We start from the raw sequence: 14488 nt of genomic DNA on the forward strand, positions 1-14488 counted from the left end.
TCGTCCCATACCCCGTGCATTCCCCCGAATCGACCGTTCATCCTGCCCCCGGCGCTGTTCGTCGTTCCGCGCTCGCCCGTGCGGGCAGCCGCACATACCATGCCGACATGACCACTCCACTCCAGTTCAAGTCCGGCCAGTTCTATGGCGACGTGCATCACGGCGCGCGCGGCAGCATGTTCGATATCCGCCGTCTGCAGGCCACGCGTGGCGAGGATGAAGTCGAAACGCACCGGCATGACGATGCCCACTTCGTCTTCGTTCTGTCCGGCACGTATATTTCCAGCGCCCTGCACGCCCCGCCGCGCGCGCCTTCGCCCACCCTCGTCTTCAATCCTGCCGGCACGACGCACCGCGACCGCTTCGTCGATGGCAAGGGCAGTTTCATGACGGTATCGCTTGACCCTGCCCTGCTGGCGGGCGCCGAGGAATTGCATGCGGCCCAGGAGTGCGCCAGCGTGTTGCGCGATACGGCCAGCGCGGCCGCCGCGTTCCGGCTGGCGCGCGAAATTGGCCGCGGCGGCGATGGCGCCCTGCTCGAAGCGGGCGCATGGGACATGCTGGCCAGCCTGCACAAGACGCCCCGGCAGGCGCGCCCATCCCTGCCCGGCTGGGCCCACCAGGCCTATGAAGCCGTGATGGACCTGGCCAATGACACGCATCTGCGCATCGCCGACGTGGCCGCCGCCCTGGGCGTGCATCCCGTGCACCTGGCCCGCGTGTTCCGCCAGGCCTGGGGCTGTTCGCCGGGCGACCTGCTGCGCTGGCGCCGCGTCGACCAGGCCAGCGGCCTGCTGCGCCGCCCGGAACTGAGCATGGCCGAGGTGGCGCTGAGCGTGGGCTTCGCCGACCAGAGCCACATGAGCCGCGCCTTCCAGGCCCGCTACGGCATGACGCCCAGCAACTATCGACGCCAAATGTTTCAAACGTCCAAGACAATGCCCGGATTGCAAGACTAGACTGCACTTTTCCAACTCAGGAGTACCCCATGTTGCGATATTTACCCCTTCTTCTGGCCTTCGGCAGCAGCGTCCACGCGGGCGAACTGGACGGCGTTACCACCGCCATCGAAGCAGGCGACTTCAAGCAGATCACCAGCGTCGTGGTGGCACAGCATGGCAAGCTGCTCTACGAACACTACTTCGACAAGGACGGCGCGGACAGCCTGCGCAACACGCGCTCGGTTGGCAAGACGGTGGCGGGCATGCTGGTCGGCCTGGCCATCGAGCGCAAGCTCTTGCGCACCGACACTCCCGTGCTGCCGTACTTTCCGGAACTGCGCCCGCTGGCCCATGCCGACCCGCGCAAGGACAAGATCACGGTCGAGGATTTCCTGACCATGAGCTCGCTACTCGAATGCGACGACGACAACCAGCATTCGCGCGGCAACGAAGAGCGCATGTATCTGGTGGAAGACTGGAGCCGCTTCGTGGCGGACCTGCCGATCCGCGGCTTTCCGGAATGGCAGCCCCGCCCCGAGCAATCGCCGTATGGCCGCGCCTGGAGCTATTGCACGGCCGGCGTCACCCTGCTGGGACCGCTGCTTGAAAAAGTGAGCGGCCAGCGCGTGCCGGACTTCGCGGCCGCCAACCTGTTCAAGCCGCTGGGCATCGACAAGGTGAAATGGCAATTCCAGCCCAAGGGCAGCGCCATGACGGGCGGCGGCTTGCAGCTGCGCAGCGTGGATTTGATGAAGCTTGGCCAGCTCTACCTCGACGGCGGGCGCTGGAATGGCCAGCAGGTGATGCCGGCCGAATGGGTCAGGCGCTCAATCGCGCCGCATGCCAACGCGCGCGAAGGCATGGACTATGGTTACCTGTGGTGGCTGCAACCGTTCACGGCGAATGGCCGCACGGTGCAAAGCTATGGCATGGCGGGTTCGGGCGGCAATAAAGTGCTCGTATTGCCGGAACTCGATGCCGTGGTCGTCATCACCACGACCAACTTCCAGGTGCGCGACGCCCATGGACTCAGCGAAAAATTGCTGACCAAGCTGATCATGCCGGCACTGATGCGCCCCTGAGCACCCGTCATTTGGCGGACGTCAGGTACGCCCGCAAGCCATGCGTGAGCACGAAAGGAAACACGCTCGCGTGATCTTCATCCTCGAAGACGCGCAAGCGGGTTGTCAAGCCGGGGAACTTGCGCGATTTCAACTTCCCATCGAATTCGCGCAAGTCGGCCACCATATCGGCGTCTTCCTCCGAACGCGAACGCTTCTTGCCAGCCGCCAGCTTTTCCAGGCCGCCGATGCCGAAGAACACGGAGGCCGGCAGATCCTTGTGGCTGGCGGCATACGCCTGTTCGCGCTCGAACATGACGCCGGCGTCGTACCACAGCGACGGGCTGCCGAGGATGTAATGCTCGAAGGTGCGCGGTTGCGTCAGCAGAAATTGCAGACCCAGCAGGCTGCCGTAGGAATGGCCAATGAACACCTTGCGCTGCATGTTCACGCGATACTGTTGCGCAATAAACGGAAACACCTCGCCGGAGATAAACTGGCCATACGCCTTCGCTTCGCCGAACGCCGGCTGCCGCCCCGGCATGTCCGAGCGGTAATCATGCTTGCGCGGCGTGGTGGGCGTGTAATCGCGGCGGCGGCTGTACACCCCGCCATCGCCATTGGCGTACGACAATCCCACCACGATGACTTCTTCCATCCCCGCATGCTTGTTCAGGCGCTGCGCGATATTGCGCACGATGGGGAACGAGTAATTGGCGTCGACGACGAACAGCACCGGATAGCGTTTATTGCCCTGCCGATAAGAATCGGGCAAGGCCACATACAGCTGGTAGTCGCGCTTCAGGGCTTGCGCCCGGATGTCGCGCACTTCGGTATTCTCAAGAACGTAGCTGGCGGGGGCGGCCAGGGTGCTGCCGGCCAGGCAGCACAGGACGATGAACAGACTGAAAGGCTTCAAGCTGGTTTCTTTCATTGAGGTAAGTTACTTCGCCGCGGCCGCCGTCAGCTGCACCAGTTTGCGTTCGACAAACGCCTGCAATTGCGGCGACAGGGTTTGCAAGCCCTTGGCCCGCTCGAACGCCTGGCGCGCCTGGGCAGGATGGTTGTCGGCTTGCAAGGCGATGCCGAGGCCCATCCACCAGACGCTGTTGTCGGGCGCCGTCTGCAGAGCCAGCTGGTAGTGTTCCGCCGCTTCGCGGTAGCGCTGTTCGCGCTGCAGCACGCCGGCCAGGAAGGCCTGGTATTCGCCGCTGTCGCTGGCGTACGGCAGGCTGCGCGTCAGGGTATCGAGAGCGACCGCGCCGCCGTTGGGCTTGTCCAGCTGCAAACGGGCCAGCATCATCGCTTGCGCCGGCTGTTTCGGGTCCAGCGCCAGGCTCAGCTGCAACTGGCGCGCTGCTTCGTCTGGGCGCTGCGCTTCCAGCAGCAGGCGCACCAGGGTTTCGCGCGCACCCTGGTGGCGCGGATCCAGCTGCAGGGTCTGCTGCAAGGCCAGCATGGCGTCGGACACGCGGCCATCCTGCAACTGCGCCAGCGCGCGCCGGTATTCATTCTCCACGCGCTGCTGCGGCGTGACTTGTTTTCCGTCGATGATGCGCTCGCTGGCGGCCAGCGCCGGCGTTTTCACCACGGGCGCGGCGGCACGCTTGGCGGGTTGCTCCGTGATGCGGCGCATCTCGGCGGCACGCAGCCTGGCTGGCGCGACCGTCTCCTCGGCCTGGAACACGGGTTCGGGTTCCGCCGCCACGACGGGCTCCGCTGCGGCGACCACCACTGGCACGGGAGCAACGGCCGCAGGCACGGGTGCCGATACTGGAAGCAACACCGGCGTGCTGGCCACATTGATCAGCACGGGCGGCACGGCCGGGCGCTTCAGGTAGACCCAGCCCAGGGCAATGGCGGCGGCCGTCAGGCCGGCCGCGCCGCCGAAGACCTGCGCGCGCGAGACGCCCCGCTCGCGTTCGGGCACGGAGCGGATGCCGGCCGCGTCGCCGCGTCCATCGGGGGTGCCGCGGGCATCGAGGTCTTGCAACATCTTGTTAATCAGGCTCATCTACAGGCTCATCTTCGTCATCGGTTCAATAAAGTCCAGCTCGCACCGCAGGCGGCGGCCAGCACGCCGGCACCGGCCAGCCACGACCACGGCCGTTGCCACAAGCGGCGCGGCTTGCTGGCCAGGGTGTCGCGGGCGGCCAGCGCCACGTGGCGCCCGCTAACTTGCTGCCGCCCTTCGCCATACGCCACCATCAGCGCCTTGTGCGCCATGATGTTGATCAGGCGCGGAATGCCGCCGGAAGCCTGGTACAGCTTGCCCACGCCGCCACGGCTGAACAGGCGCGCGCCATCGAAACCGGCCACACGCAGGCGGTGCGCTACATAAAAATCCACGTCGTCGCGCGACAACGGACCCAGGTGGTAGTGAAAGGTGATGCGCTGCGCCAACTGGCGGATTTCCGGCAGGGCCAGCTTGACGTCCAGTTCCGGCTGGCCGAACAGCACGATTTGCAGCAGCTTGCGCTTTTCCGTTTCCAGATTCGTCAGCAAACGCAAGGCTTCGAGGCTGTCGACGGGTATCGCCTGCGCCTCGTCCAGGCACAGCAGCACGCGCTTGCCTTGCGCCGCTAAGTTGAGCAGGCGCAAGTTGAGGGACTTGAGCAATTGATGCTGATCCGCATCTTTCTCCAGCAGCACATCGAGGTCGTCGGCCAGCGCCAGGATCAGCGAACGGGGCGGCAAGTTCGGATTCGGAATGTAGGCCGTGACGAAGTCCGGTCCCAGCGACTGCATGAACTTGCGGCACAAAAAGGTTTTACCAGTGCCCACTTCGCCAGTGATCTTGATGAAGCCCTCGCCATTGCGCGCCGCCACCAGCAAGGTGTTGAGCGCCTTTTGCGACTGCGGGCCGTTGAAGAAAAAACTGGTATCGGGCGTGAGGCCGAACGGCGCCTCGCGCAAGCCGAAATGGGCCTGGTACATTTAGCGCCGCTCCGACGGACGGCGCGGGTCGAGCGCCTCGATGCGCTTGCCCGAATCGAGCAAGTCCTCGTTCCAGCTATTGGCGCCGTCGACGATGGTCGGCTTGATCAGCACCACCAGCTCGCGCTTCTGGATCACCTGCCCCGTGTTGCGGAACAGCGCGCCCAGCACGGGAATATCGCCCGCGCCCGGCACTTGCGAGCGGTCCGCCGTGGTGGCCTGGCGCATCAGCCCGCCGATGGCGACGATGCGGCCATCCTGGCTGCGCACCATGCTGTCCATTTCGGACGTGCTGGACGCGGCCAGCGGCAGTTTCAGCGAACCGGCGCTGCCCAGGTCGATTTCCTTGCTGATGGTCGACACCTGGCTGACGGACGGGTGCACGTGCAGGATGATGTTGCCGTCCGCATCGATCTGCGGCGTCACGTCCAGCACCACGCCGGAAAAGAACGGCTGCAAGGTCACGTTGGGGCTGGTCGTCGCGCCGCTGGCCGTCGTATTCGTCGTGGTCGACACGCCCGTCACGTAAAACTCGTCCGTGCCGATCTTCAGCACGGCCTTCTGGTTGTTCATGGTGGCGATGCGCGGGCTCGACAGCACGTGCACGGAGCCTTGCGATTCCAGGAAGGAAATCATGGCCGCGAAATTGGCCGTCTGGAAAGCCAGGCCGAACATGGAACCGGCCGCGTTTGCCGCCGAACTGAGGCCAAAGCCGCTGCTGGCCGTCAAGCCATTACCATTCGTCATGTTGGGCGGCTGGCCGCCGTTGAACGGCAGCGGCGCCAGGCTGCCGCCCGGCTGGATGAAGCCCGTCGAGATGCGGTTCGTGTGGCCGCTCTTGATCGAGGCGAACGAGGCCCAGTTGATGCCCGTCTGCGTGTTGTTGTTGAGTTCGACTTCGAGGATTTTCGCTTCCAGGATCACCTGGCGGTCGACGGACAGCTGCGTGGCCTTCAAATACATGTCGACATTACGCAACTCGTCCGGCATGGCGCGGATGACGATCACGCCCGACTGCGGGCTGAGCACCACTTGCCGGCCGCCTTCGGTGCTGCCGACGATGGCTTCCAGCGCCGCTTTCAATTCCGGCCAGAAATCCGCCGTGGACGAGGTGGTCAGGTTGCTGCTGTCCAAGGTGCGGCCGCCCTGGCCGCTATTCGTTTGCTGGTTCTGCTCGTTATTCTGGTTATTGCCCTGATTGTTACTGCCGCTATTGCCCGAACCGCCCGAGTTGGTCGAGCCGACCGAGCCGACCGACGTCGACGACACGCGCAGGTTGGAACTGCCGCGGCGCGCGCCCGTCAGGTAATTGACGTGGAACAAACGCGTCTGCATGGTCAGGGGCTTGATGTAGATCTGCGTGCCCTCGACCTTGTAGTCGTAGCCGTACAGTTCGCGCACGGCGTCGAGCGCCTGGAACAGGGTCACGTCCTTCAGGTTGGCGGAAATCGTGCCGCCGATGTCGGGATGAACCAGCATGTTGTAGCGCGTGCCAGCCACGATGGAAGTGAAGAACTGGCGCGCCGGCACATTATTGAAAGCCACGTTGAAGCGCTCGTCGAGCGCGGCGCGGGCCTTCGGCAATTGCTGGGCCAGGGCCGCCACGGGCGGCAGCAGCGCCGCTTCCACGGCGTCCGGCTGGGCCGCTGGCGCCGTGGTGGCCGCCGCGCCCTTGACGGCATCGGTGATCGCATTATAGGTGTCGCGCTTGACGGGCGCGACATTGCAGCCGCCCAGGCCCAGGCTGACGCTGATGACAGCCGCCATCGTACTGATCTTGAACATGCTCGCCTTGTGTTGATTGAGTTGCTTGGCCACTTCTTCTACTCCTGCTTGCTGCCGGTCTTGCTATCGGTCTTGCGATCGGCCTTGTTATCGGTCTTGCTGCTCGGGTACAGCTTGAAGGTTTCCAGTGATTTGCCACGCCGCAACAATACGGCCGTGTCGCGGATTTCCGTCACCACGGCGCCGCCCACCTTGCTGCCGACCTTGACCGTCTGGCCATCGATGACGGCCAGGCGGCGTCCGCCCGGCTGGGTGGAGATGAGCACCGACTGCAGCTGCGGCCGGGCCGCGACGGCGGGCGCGGTACTGGCGGGCGCCCACAGGGCCGCGGGCGGGCGCGTCGGATCATCGAGCGCTTGCGCCTGCGCGCCCGGCCATGCCAGGCTCAGCATCAGCAAAGGCGCCAGCAGCGCGGGACCAAAGGTCAGAGTGCGATCCATGTGTCGTCCATGCTGAGGGTGTGTAAGGTCAGGGTCAGGGTGGCGCTCGGGTAAGTAGCGGCATCAAGGTGGGCTGCGCCCCAGAACACGCGCGTCGGCATCGCTTGCAGCGCCTGCATGTATTGCACCATGTCGGCATAACTGCCTTGCAGCACCACTTCCACGCCATGCTGATGCAGCAGGGGCGCCGGCGCCGCCTTGGCCGCCGCATCGGCGTTCGCGGCATCGGTCTGGCGCGCACCCACGGCGCTGGCGGGCAAGGTTTTCAGCGACACCACGCGCAGTCCGGCGTGCTGGCGCAGCAAGTGTTCCAGCAAGGTCACCATGCGCTCGGGCGCCACCAGGCCGTGCTGCTTCTGGCGCAGCGCCTGCGCCAGCGATGCCGTTTCCGCCTGCAGTGCCACCAGGCGCGCGCGCGCTTCCTGATCGGGATCGGTGGCGTGGGCCAGCATGGTCAGCTCGATTTCCTTGTCGGTGGCCGTCAACAGGCTTTGTTTTTGCGCAATGCTCGCCTCCAGCGCGGCGCGTTTCGCCAGCAGGGGATTAAAGCTCATGAAATAAAATACGAACAGCACGGCGGCCGCACCGGCGCCGAACACCATCAGCCGCTCGCGCAGGCTGAGGGCGTCGAAGGCCGTGGCCCATTTTTTCAGCAAGGGCAGCATCAGCGTGTTCCTCCGGCAACAGGTTTGGGCGGCGCGGCTGGCCCGGCGGCGCGGTCGGCCGACTGCAGGCTGAACGCGACATAAGGCAGGCTGGGCGCCTTGCCCTCGGCCACGGCCGGGGGCTGGGGCTGGGGCTGGCCGATGTCGAGGCTGGCGAAACTCTTGCCTTTCAATACTTCCTGCTGGCCCAGGCGCGTGATGTAGGCAGGCAGCAGCGACGCGTGCAAGGCGCGGCCCTGCAAGCCGAAGTCATTGCCGGCGCCGGTGATGTCCACGCCCGTCAGCCATACGCCCTCGACCCTGGCCTGCGCCAGCGCGCGGAAATAGCCGGCATAGCCGAGGGTATTGCCCAGCTTGCCGCTTGCCAGCACGCCAGACGCGTCCTGCAGCAACTGGCGCTGCGACTCGACGGCCGCCAGTTCCTGCGCCAGGGCCGGATCTTTCTTGCGTGGCGGAAAATCGCGCAAGATCTGGTCACGCTTCGCCTCGCCTTGCGCCAGCGCTGCCTTGACGCCCGCTTCGCGCTGCTCCAGGCTGGCCATTGCCTGCTGGGCCAGCACGCCCACGGCCAGCAAGACCAGCGCCAGGCCGCCCAGGCCCAGGCCGGCCGTGCGCGCCGACATATGGTGTTTTTTCAGTTCAAACTGGGGGTTGAACAGATTGATCTGCTGGCTCATGCGCCCTTCCCTTCGTGCTTGCCCGGGTGCTGGCCAACCTCGCGCAAGGCGGCGCCGATGGCCAGGAAGTAGCGCGCCTGCATGGCGGGGTCGCGCAGCTCGGCGGCCTGCGACAGGTCCAGCACCGTGGCCAGGTCCAGTTGCTCGACCGGCATGTAGAGATTGTCGGCCAGATACGCGTGCAAGCCATCGCTGGCGCCCGTCATCAGCATCAGACGGGCCAGCGAAATGAAATGGAACTGGCGGTCGAAGTGGTCGAACGAGCGCTGCAGTTCCAGGGTGACGCGGTCGTAATACTGGCTGGCGTCGGGCGACTGCAATTGCGTCAGGGTCACGTCGATGCGGCGCGCCTGGTACAGCTCGCCATTGAAGCTCATGGTCAGCAAGCCGCCGTCGCCATCGAAAAACAGCACGGCGATACCGCGTCCCGGCGTTTCCAGCAAGGTGGCGATATTGCGTTGCGCCATCTCGGGGATATCGATCACGGACAGGCCGATCTTGCATTCGGCGTACTGCGCCTGGCGGCGCGACACGGCGCTGTTGCGCGCCGCCACGGCAAACACGCTGCTGCCCCGCTGGGTGCCGTTCGGATCGCCGGGGATGTCGAACACGTCGATGGTGGCCTCGGCCAGGGGGAAATCCAGCATGTCCTTCAAGCGCCAGCCCACGGCCGTCTTCAGTTCCTCGCGCGGCACGGCCGGCGCTTCCAGCGACAGCAACTGGTATTCGCCGCCGGCCAGCACGCTGGTGCAGTGGCGCGCGGTCGCCTGCAGCTCCTTGCCCAGTTTTTCCAGCACCTCGGCCGGCGCCGGCCGCGCAGCCGCCTGGTAGCTGGCGCCCCGCACGCGCGGCATGCCGTCGGCGGGACGTTCGACAACGACAGCGCTGACGCCTTCGCGGCCAAACGCCGTGGCCAGCCATCCATCGTACTTCTTTGCTCTTGCGAATAAACCCATGCGAACTATCCAGTGTAAGTGCCTGCCCGATCTTGTCGCGCAGATAATGCATCCAGCCAATTTTAATTCATGAAGCCAACTTTATTGTGTAAAAACAATAAATTAGCGATCTTTTTTTCATGCAGTTGACCTTACTGCGACAGCACGGCTTGCAAACGGCGCTGGACGTAATCGGCGTTATTGCCCGCGTTCGGACAGCGCGGCTCGACCGAGGCCGGCTGATTGCACGCCGTGGCCGTGATGGTCCAGCTGGTCAAGGTAGCGGGCGCCGTGGCCGCGCTGCATTGCACGGTGACGCTGAACGCCGATAGTGTCGTGCCCGCCGGCAAGCTGAACGTGGTACCGCCGATGCATGCCGCGCCGGTGGTCAGGCCCGCACTGATCTGTTTCTGCAAACCCCATTCCAGGCCGGCGCGGGCAGCCTGCTCGGCGCGCACGCCCTGCACGTCCATCGCCGATTCCGTCTGCTGGAAGGTGGAAATATTCACCATCACGGCCGCCAGCGCGGCCAGCACCACCAGCAGGAAAATGGCCGTGACAAGGCTGAAACCGCGCATGCGGCGTGCACGGTAGCGCAACAAGCGCGTCATGGCGTATTCCTCGCCTGCACCTGTTGCACCAGGCGCAGCACGCCCGTATTGCTGTTCGCCGCACCCAGGCTCAGGTCGATATTCACCAGGCCCCGCTGCACGTTGGCCAAAATGCCATAGCTGAAACGGCAAGCCGTCACCTGGCGCGCCAGCTGGGCACCCTTCGTCGCCAACAATGGCTCGCTGCCAGCCACAACTGGCTGGATGGCCTGGATGGCATAGCCGGCGTAACGGGTCAGCGTGCCGGTTCCCAGATCGCACGCATAGGTGACGGGCGTCGACACCACCTGGAAGCGGTTCGATGGCGACGGCAGCGGCGCCGGCGCCGTCGTGAAAGGATAGCTGCCGAGCGTGACGACACTACCGGACACGCCCGTCACGGCCGCGCGGTTGCAGCCATTCGCCGCGCTGCAGGCATAGGCATTGTTCGGCGCGTACTCCGTGCCCAGGTTGTAGACGACGATCTGGTCGCCCACGTTGATCGCCTGGCGCGCGCCCAGCGCATTGGCGGGCATGGCGCCGACGACGGTGAAGGTCAATGGAAGGCTGGGGTCGGGAGGGGTATCAAAGCTCAGCACATTGCCCGGCGCGGCCGCATCGCTGTCGCTCAGGTAGCGCCCGCCCGTCTTGGTCAGCAGCAATTCCAGGAACAGGCCGTCGTTCGACACGCGCACGCTGTTGGGCAGTGCCAGGCGCACGTCGCGCGTCAGGCGCCGCGCCGCCGTATCGGCCGTGTCGGCCAGTACCGCGCGCGCCGCGACGTCCATATAGCCTTGCACGGGCACGCGGATGAAGACGGCGACCATGGCGCCGATGATGCCCGTGATGACGATCACGATGACCAGCTCGACAAGGGTAAAGCCGCGCGCAAGGCGCCGGGGATTGAGGAATTTTTTCATGGGATACTGTTCGGCGCGTAGCGCACGCGGTAGCCGTCAAGCACGATCTGCTGGTCGGCATACGGCACCGTCACCTGGATACGCAGGCCCTCCGTGGCGGGCAAGCCGTTCAGGGCTGCCTGGGTGATCACCACAGAGACAACGTATGCCTTGGCGGAGCCTGCAGCCCAGACGGCGCCCTGCGCATCCGTCTTGTACTCCGTGGCCGCGCCATACGCGCTCACGTAATCGTTGACGTTGTCGAAAGGCCGGCCCGCGCCGTTCGCTTCTTCCCCCGGCCCTTCCGGGACGGTGCAGCCGGCCGGGCTGGTCGCCGTTTGCGCAGCAGGGTCTTGCGGGTCGCAATAGGTAAACCGCGCCAGCTGGATTTCTTCCAGCATGCCTTCGGCAATCGCCAGCGCCTGCTTGCGCAATTGCGGATCGGCGCTGTGCTTTGTCGTCAGGCTCATTACGCCGAGGATGGCGGCCGATGCCAGGCCGACGATGACGATGAACAGCACCAGTTCGATCAGGGTCACGCCGCGCTCGCGCCGGCGATGCTGGCTAATGGACATAGCCCGTCTCCCCTTCAACCGTGACGGTGCGCGTCAGGCCGTTGCTCTGGATGCTGATTTGCAGCGGGCCAGGGAAGGTCGATGCGTCAGGAAACACATTGGTCAGCGCATATGGCTGGCCCAGCGCGTCGAAATAAAAACTTGCCGACTTGACGGGATCGGTGGACATGGTCACACCGGAAGGACGGCCTTCGCACAGCCAATTGTTACCCAGGCAATGCTGCAGCGTCTCCTTGCTGCCGCTGTTGCTGCCCGTGGGCGGCACCACCTTCTGCTCATCGCTGCAGCCGGTGTCGAAGCACAGGGCCACCTTGTTGGCGTCGATGAGGACAAACACGGCACGGTTTTGCGCCACCGCCAGCTTTTGCCCGTAGCGCACGATATTAGTCACCTGGTCGGCAAAACCGCGCGCGTCAAACGTGTCGCGCTGGAAAAACCGGTTGACGGCAAAAGTCGCCAGCAAACCCGCCAGCACCAGCACGGCCACCAGTTCGATCAGGGTGAAGCCGCGCGCAGCCGTACGCGGCAGGGGGCGTGGCGGCCCTGCGTGGCGATGCGAAAAGACTGTCGGTGGCTGCTGCAATGGATGGCCCGTAAAAAAGCCCAACGGGCTGGCGCCTGGGGTTGGGCTGGTGGTGCGCAAGGAAGGCCAAGGACGTTACCTGGCCCTCCTTGCAGATCAGTGCAACTTATTTACAATCTGCAGGGTCCAAAGCTACCGCCACTACCGGGGCGACAGTCGCCGTTGGGGCAGGGTACGTAACTTTGCATTTCGTGCGAGTTGCGTCAGGGGTCACGGAGAAACCTCCCGTGCTGCCAATCTCGTAGTCAGGAGCTGTGATACCCGCAGCCAGACCAATCCCGGCGGCGTCCGCCGTAGGGTAGCCACCTACGCCGGTAATCGCCTGGCCTTCCATCTTCACCGAGTTGCCATCGGCGGGCGAACCGCTCACCAGCCACTGCGCATGGTACAGCGCCGCGCCCGCCTTGAGGGCGCCAGCGGCCGCCTGCATCTTGGCCACGCGCGCATCGGTCGACATGTCGATAAATTTAGGAATCGCCGTGGCGGCCAGGATGCCGAGGATCACGATGACGACGATCAGTTCGATCAGGGTGAAACCTGCCTGGGCGCCGCTTTTCATACTACGTAAAGACTTGTTCATTCTTGCTTTCTCCAAAATCAAATAAAAAATTCAAAACCAACGCCATGAAACTGTCGCCGCACCGGACCAGAAAGCGCCTCAGTTTGCTACCGGGTCCGGCGATTTCCACACCACGATATCGGGTTCCTGGGCGAGCTTGTCAAGATCGGCGTCCGCACGTGGCAAGATTACCTTAAATTTCACTGACTCAACCCCTTTAGCGGGAAAAATATTGCCATTACTAAACAAATAGATGATTTTTTGCTCTTTCTTATCGTACAACCAGTTCCCGGCTTGCAATTTTTCAAGGTCGGGCTGCGCGAACTCGCCCAGGTAGTTGGCCGGCTTGTCAGCCAGCCAGTCGAACGGGTTTTGCCGTGCCAGCGCCGGCAACTGGTCGCGCCGGTCGGCCAGGTACAAGTGCAGCACCTGCACCCGCAAGCTGGTGCGCAGGACGCCGAGCATCTGCGCCACGGCCACCTGCTGCGCCTGCTGCTGGTAATAGCTGACCCGGTTCAAGAAAACGGCCATCAGGATGGCGAACACGCCCGCCACCACCGCCAGCTCGAACAGGGTGAAACCGCGCTGGCGCAACGTTTTTGCCATCAGTGCAGGGCCGCCCGGCCCAGGTCCCAGATCGGCAGGAAGATGCCCAGCGCCAGCACCAGCACCATGGCGCCGAGGAAGACGATCAAAATCGGCTCGATCTGCGCCGACAGGGTTTTCAGCTCGTAATCGACTTCGCGCTCGTACATGTCGGCGATCTCGTCCATCAGGTCGTCCAGCGAACCGGATTCCTCGCCCACGGCGATCATCTGCAGCACCACGGGCGTAAACACGTTGGCCGCCACCGAGGTGCGCAAGATGCTTTCGCCCCGCTCGACGCCGTCGCGCATCTGTTCCACGCGCGCGCTCAAATACGTGTTGTCGACCGTTTGCGACACCACCGTCAGCGCCTGCACGATGGGCACGCCGCTCGTGCTCGACAGGGCAAAGCTGCGCGCGAAGCGGGCCATCGTGCCTTTCAGGATGATCTTGCCGGCGATCGGCAGGCGCAGCTTGGCGCGGTCCCATTTGTACAAGCCCTCTTTCGTGCGCAGCCAGGCGCGCCAGCCGAAAAAGCCGCCCGCGCCCAGCAGCAGAAGAAGGGGCCAGTACGCCACCGTAAAGCGCGAGGTGCCGATCAGGATGCGTGTCATCAGGGGCAGTTCCGCGTGGAAGCTGGCGAACACCTTCTCGAACTGGGGAATGACGAAGATATTCACCACCACCATGGCGGCCAGCATGGCGAAGACGACGAAGGTCGGGTAGCGCGTCGCCGTTTTCACGCGCGCGCGCATGTCGCGGTCGAATTCCAGGTGGTTGAACAGGCGCAAAAACACTTCATCGAGGCGCCCCGTCATTTCACCCACGCGCACCATCGACAAATAAAACGGCGTGAAGATGGCCGGGTGGCGCGCCATGGCGGCCGACAGTTCGCGGCCCGCGTCGAGCGACTCGCGCACATCCTTGATGATGCGCCCGAACGCGGGGCTGATGGCGGACTCCTGCAAGCCGGCCAGGCCGCGCATGATGGGCACGCCCGCCTTGAGCAGCGTGTACAGCTGGCGGCTGAACAGCTGCACGTCCATGGGCGTGACTTTTTTCTCGGTCAGCCTGGCCCACCAGCCCAGCTGATTGGCTCCGGCCTTCGTCACCGTCTGTTTGGTGGCGCTGATGTCGACGGGCGTGCTGCCGCCCGCCATCAACTGGTCGGCCACGGCGCCGCTGTCGGCCCCTTCCATCACGCCGGTCAGCAGTTCACCGCTGGCGCTGCGCGCCTTGTAAGAGAAAAACGGCAC

At 64.5% G+C, this 14488-nt stretch carries 17 protein-coding genes; 2 read left to right on the forward strand and 15 right to left on the reverse strand.

The features are described from left to right. The first annotated feature begins 107 nt into the window (after nucleotides 1-107). On the forward strand, nucleotides 108-959 hold the full coding sequence (locus P9875_RS18570; protein ID WP_051958704.1) for a helix-turn-helix transcriptional regulator: 852 nt from the start codon (nucleotides 108-110) through the stop codon (nucleotides 957-959). 29 nt (nucleotides 960-988) lie between these two features. Next, a complete protein-coding gene (locus P9875_RS18575; RefSeq protein WP_099403101.1) occupies nucleotides 989-2023 on the forward strand; it encodes a serine hydrolase domain-containing protein in 1035 nt (344 codons plus the stop codon). Between the two features lie 7 nt (nucleotides 2024-2030). Here the strand turns inward: P9875_RS18575 and P9875_RS18580 are convergent, their stop codons facing one another. The 15 genes from P9875_RS18580 to P9875_RS18650 form a co-directional block, all read right to left on the reverse strand. Continuing rightward, on the reverse strand, nucleotides 2031-2921 hold the full coding sequence (locus P9875_RS18580; protein ID WP_278316224.1) for an alpha/beta hydrolase: 891 nt from the start codon (nucleotides 2919-2921) through the stop codon (nucleotides 2031-2033). A gap of 24 nt (nucleotides 2922-2945) precedes the next feature. Next, on the reverse strand, nucleotides 2946-4016 hold the full coding sequence (locus tag P9875_RS18585; RefSeq protein ID WP_278316225.1) for a tetratricopeptide repeat protein: 1071 nt from the start codon (nucleotides 4014-4016) through the stop codon (nucleotides 2946-2948). Nucleotides 4017-4033: 17 nt separating this feature from the next. Beyond that, nucleotides 4034-4939, reverse strand: a complete 906-nt coding sequence (locus P9875_RS18590; RefSeq protein WP_176389233.1) for an ExeA family protein — start codon at nucleotides 4937-4939, stop codon at nucleotides 4034-4036. Next, complete coding sequence (mshL, locus tag P9875_RS18595; protein WP_035827560.1) at nucleotides 4940-6724, reverse strand: pilus (MSHA type) biogenesis protein MshL; 1785 nt, start codon at nucleotides 6722-6724, stop codon at nucleotides 4940-4942. Nucleotides 6725-6762: 38 nt separating this feature from the next. Then, complete coding sequence (locus tag P9875_RS18600; protein ID WP_278316226.1) at nucleotides 6763-7164, reverse strand: MSHA biogenesis protein MshK; 402 nt, start codon at nucleotides 7162-7164, stop codon at nucleotides 6763-6765. After that, complete coding sequence (gene gspM, locus P9875_RS18605) at nucleotides 7149-7829, reverse strand: type II secretion system protein GspM (protein WP_035819667.1); 681 nt, start codon at nucleotides 7827-7829, stop codon at nucleotides 7149-7151. Before gspM ends, P9875_RS18600 begins: the two co-directional genes overlap by 16 nt. Then, nucleotides 7829-8506 carry a hypothetical protein gene (locus tag P9875_RS18610; RefSeq protein WP_035819669.1) on the reverse strand — a complete coding sequence of 226 codons (678 nt, stop codon included), beginning with the start codon at nucleotides 8504-8506 and terminating at the stop codon, nucleotides 7829-7831. The genes gspM and P9875_RS18610 overlap by 1 nt, the downstream gene beginning before the upstream one ends. Continuing rightward, nucleotides 8503-9462 (reverse strand): agglutinin biogenesis protein MshI, encoded by a 960-nt coding sequence (locus P9875_RS18615; protein WP_278316227.1) that lies wholly within the window; start codon nucleotides 9460-9462, stop codon nucleotides 8503-8505. The genes P9875_RS18610 and P9875_RS18615 overlap by 4 nt, the downstream gene beginning before the upstream one ends. Before the next feature lie 131 nt (nucleotides 9463-9593). Further along, on the reverse strand, nucleotides 9594-10052 hold the full coding sequence (locus P9875_RS18620; RefSeq protein ID WP_035819672.1) for a hypothetical protein: 459 nt from the start codon (nucleotides 10050-10052) through the stop codon (nucleotides 9594-9596). Continuing rightward, entirely contained in the window at nucleotides 10049-10951 is a 903-nt protein-coding gene (locus tag P9875_RS18625; RefSeq protein WP_278316228.1) for a prepilin-type N-terminal cleavage/methylation domain-containing protein, read from the reverse strand. Before P9875_RS18625 ends, P9875_RS18620 begins: the two co-directional genes overlap by 4 nt. Continuing rightward, nucleotides 10948-11505, reverse strand: a complete 558-nt coding sequence (locus P9875_RS18630) for a type IV pilus modification PilV family protein (protein ID WP_176389240.1) — start codon at nucleotides 11503-11505, stop codon at nucleotides 10948-10950. The genes P9875_RS18625 and P9875_RS18630 overlap by 4 nt, the downstream gene beginning before the upstream one ends. Next, the gene (locus P9875_RS18635; RefSeq protein WP_278316229.1) at nucleotides 11495-12148 is read right to left on the reverse strand and encodes a pilus assembly FimT family protein; all 654 of its coding nucleotides are present in this window, start codon (nucleotides 12146-12148) and stop codon (nucleotides 11495-11497) included. The genes P9875_RS18630 and P9875_RS18635 overlap by 11 nt, the downstream gene beginning before the upstream one ends. A 46-nt stretch (nucleotides 12149-12194) precedes the next feature. After that, the gene (locus P9875_RS18640) at nucleotides 12195-12668 is read right to left on the reverse strand and encodes a type II secretion system protein (RefSeq protein WP_278316230.1); all 474 of its coding nucleotides are present in this window, start codon (nucleotides 12666-12668) and stop codon (nucleotides 12195-12197) included. A gap of 78 nt (nucleotides 12669-12746) precedes the next feature. Further along, nucleotides 12747-13253, reverse strand: coding sequence for a type II secretion system protein (locus tag P9875_RS18645; RefSeq protein ID WP_152598705.1), 507 nt, complete (start codon nucleotides 13251-13253; stop codon nucleotides 12747-12749). Continuing rightward, a complete protein-coding gene (locus P9875_RS18650) occupies nucleotides 13253-14488 on the reverse strand; it encodes a type II secretion system F family protein (RefSeq protein ID WP_176389242.1) in 1236 nt (411 codons plus the stop codon). The genes P9875_RS18645 and P9875_RS18650 overlap by 1 nt, the downstream gene beginning before the upstream one ends.

It is taken from the genome of Janthinobacterium rivuli, from assembly GCF_029690045.1.
Lineage (GTDB): Bacteria > Pseudomonadota > Gammaproteobacteria > Burkholderiales > Burkholderiaceae_D > Janthinobacterium > Janthinobacterium rivuli.

Bases quoted from the DNA above. Each gene is read 5' to 3' on its own strand.
- P9875_RS18645 (WP_152598705.1), bottom strand. From the start codon at position 13,253: ATGGCAAAAACGTTGCGCCAGCGCGGTTTCACCCTGTTCGAGCTGGCG.
- P9875_RS18625 (WP_278316228.1), bottom strand. From the start codon at position 10,951: ATGAAAAAATTCCTCAATCCCCGGCGCCTTGCGCGCGGCTTTACCCTT.
- gspM (WP_035819667.1), bottom strand. From the start codon at position 7,829: ATGCTGCCCTTGCTGAAAAAATGGGCCACGGCCTTCGACGCCCTCAGC.
- P9875_RS18600 (WP_278316226.1), bottom strand. From the start codon at position 7,164: ATGGATCGCACTCTGACCTTTGGTCCCGCGCTGCTGGCGCCTTTGCTG.
- P9875_RS18620 (WP_035819672.1), bottom strand. From the start codon at position 10,052: ATGACGCGCTTGTTGCGCTACCGTGCACGCCGCATGCGCGGTTTCAGC.
- P9875_RS18570 (WP_051958704.1), top strand. From the start codon at position 108: ATGACCACTCCACTCCAGTTCAAGTCCGGCCAGTTCTATGGCGACGTG.
- P9875_RS18640 (WP_278316230.1), bottom strand. From the start codon at position 12,668: ATGAACAAGTCTTTACGTAGTATGAAAAGCGGCGCCCAGGCAGGTTTC.
- P9875_RS18630 (WP_176389240.1), bottom strand. From the start codon at position 11,505: ATGTCCATTAGCCAGCATCGCCGGCGCGAGCGCGGCGTGACCCTGATC.
- P9875_RS18590 (WP_176389233.1), bottom strand. From the start codon at position 4,939: ATGTACCAGGCCCATTTCGGCTTGCGCGAGGCGCCGTTCGGCCTCACG.
- P9875_RS18610 (WP_035819669.1), bottom strand. From the start codon at position 8,506: ATGAGCCAGCAGATCAATCTGTTCAACCCCCAGTTTGAACTGAAAAAA.
- mshL (WP_035827560.1), bottom strand. From the start codon at position 6,724: ATGTTCAAGATCAGTACGATGGCGGCTGTCATCAGCGTCAGCCTGGGC.
- P9875_RS18585 (WP_278316225.1), bottom strand. From the start codon at position 4,016: ATGAGCCTGATTAACAAGATGTTGCAAGACCTCGATGCCCGCGGCACC.
- P9875_RS18615 (WP_278316227.1), bottom strand. From the start codon at position 9,462: ATGGGTTTATTCGCAAGAGCAAAGAAGTACGATGGATGGCTGGCCACG.
- P9875_RS18575 (WP_099403101.1), top strand. From the start codon at position 989: ATGTTGCGATATTTACCCCTTCTTCTGGCCTTCGGCAGCAGCGTCCAC.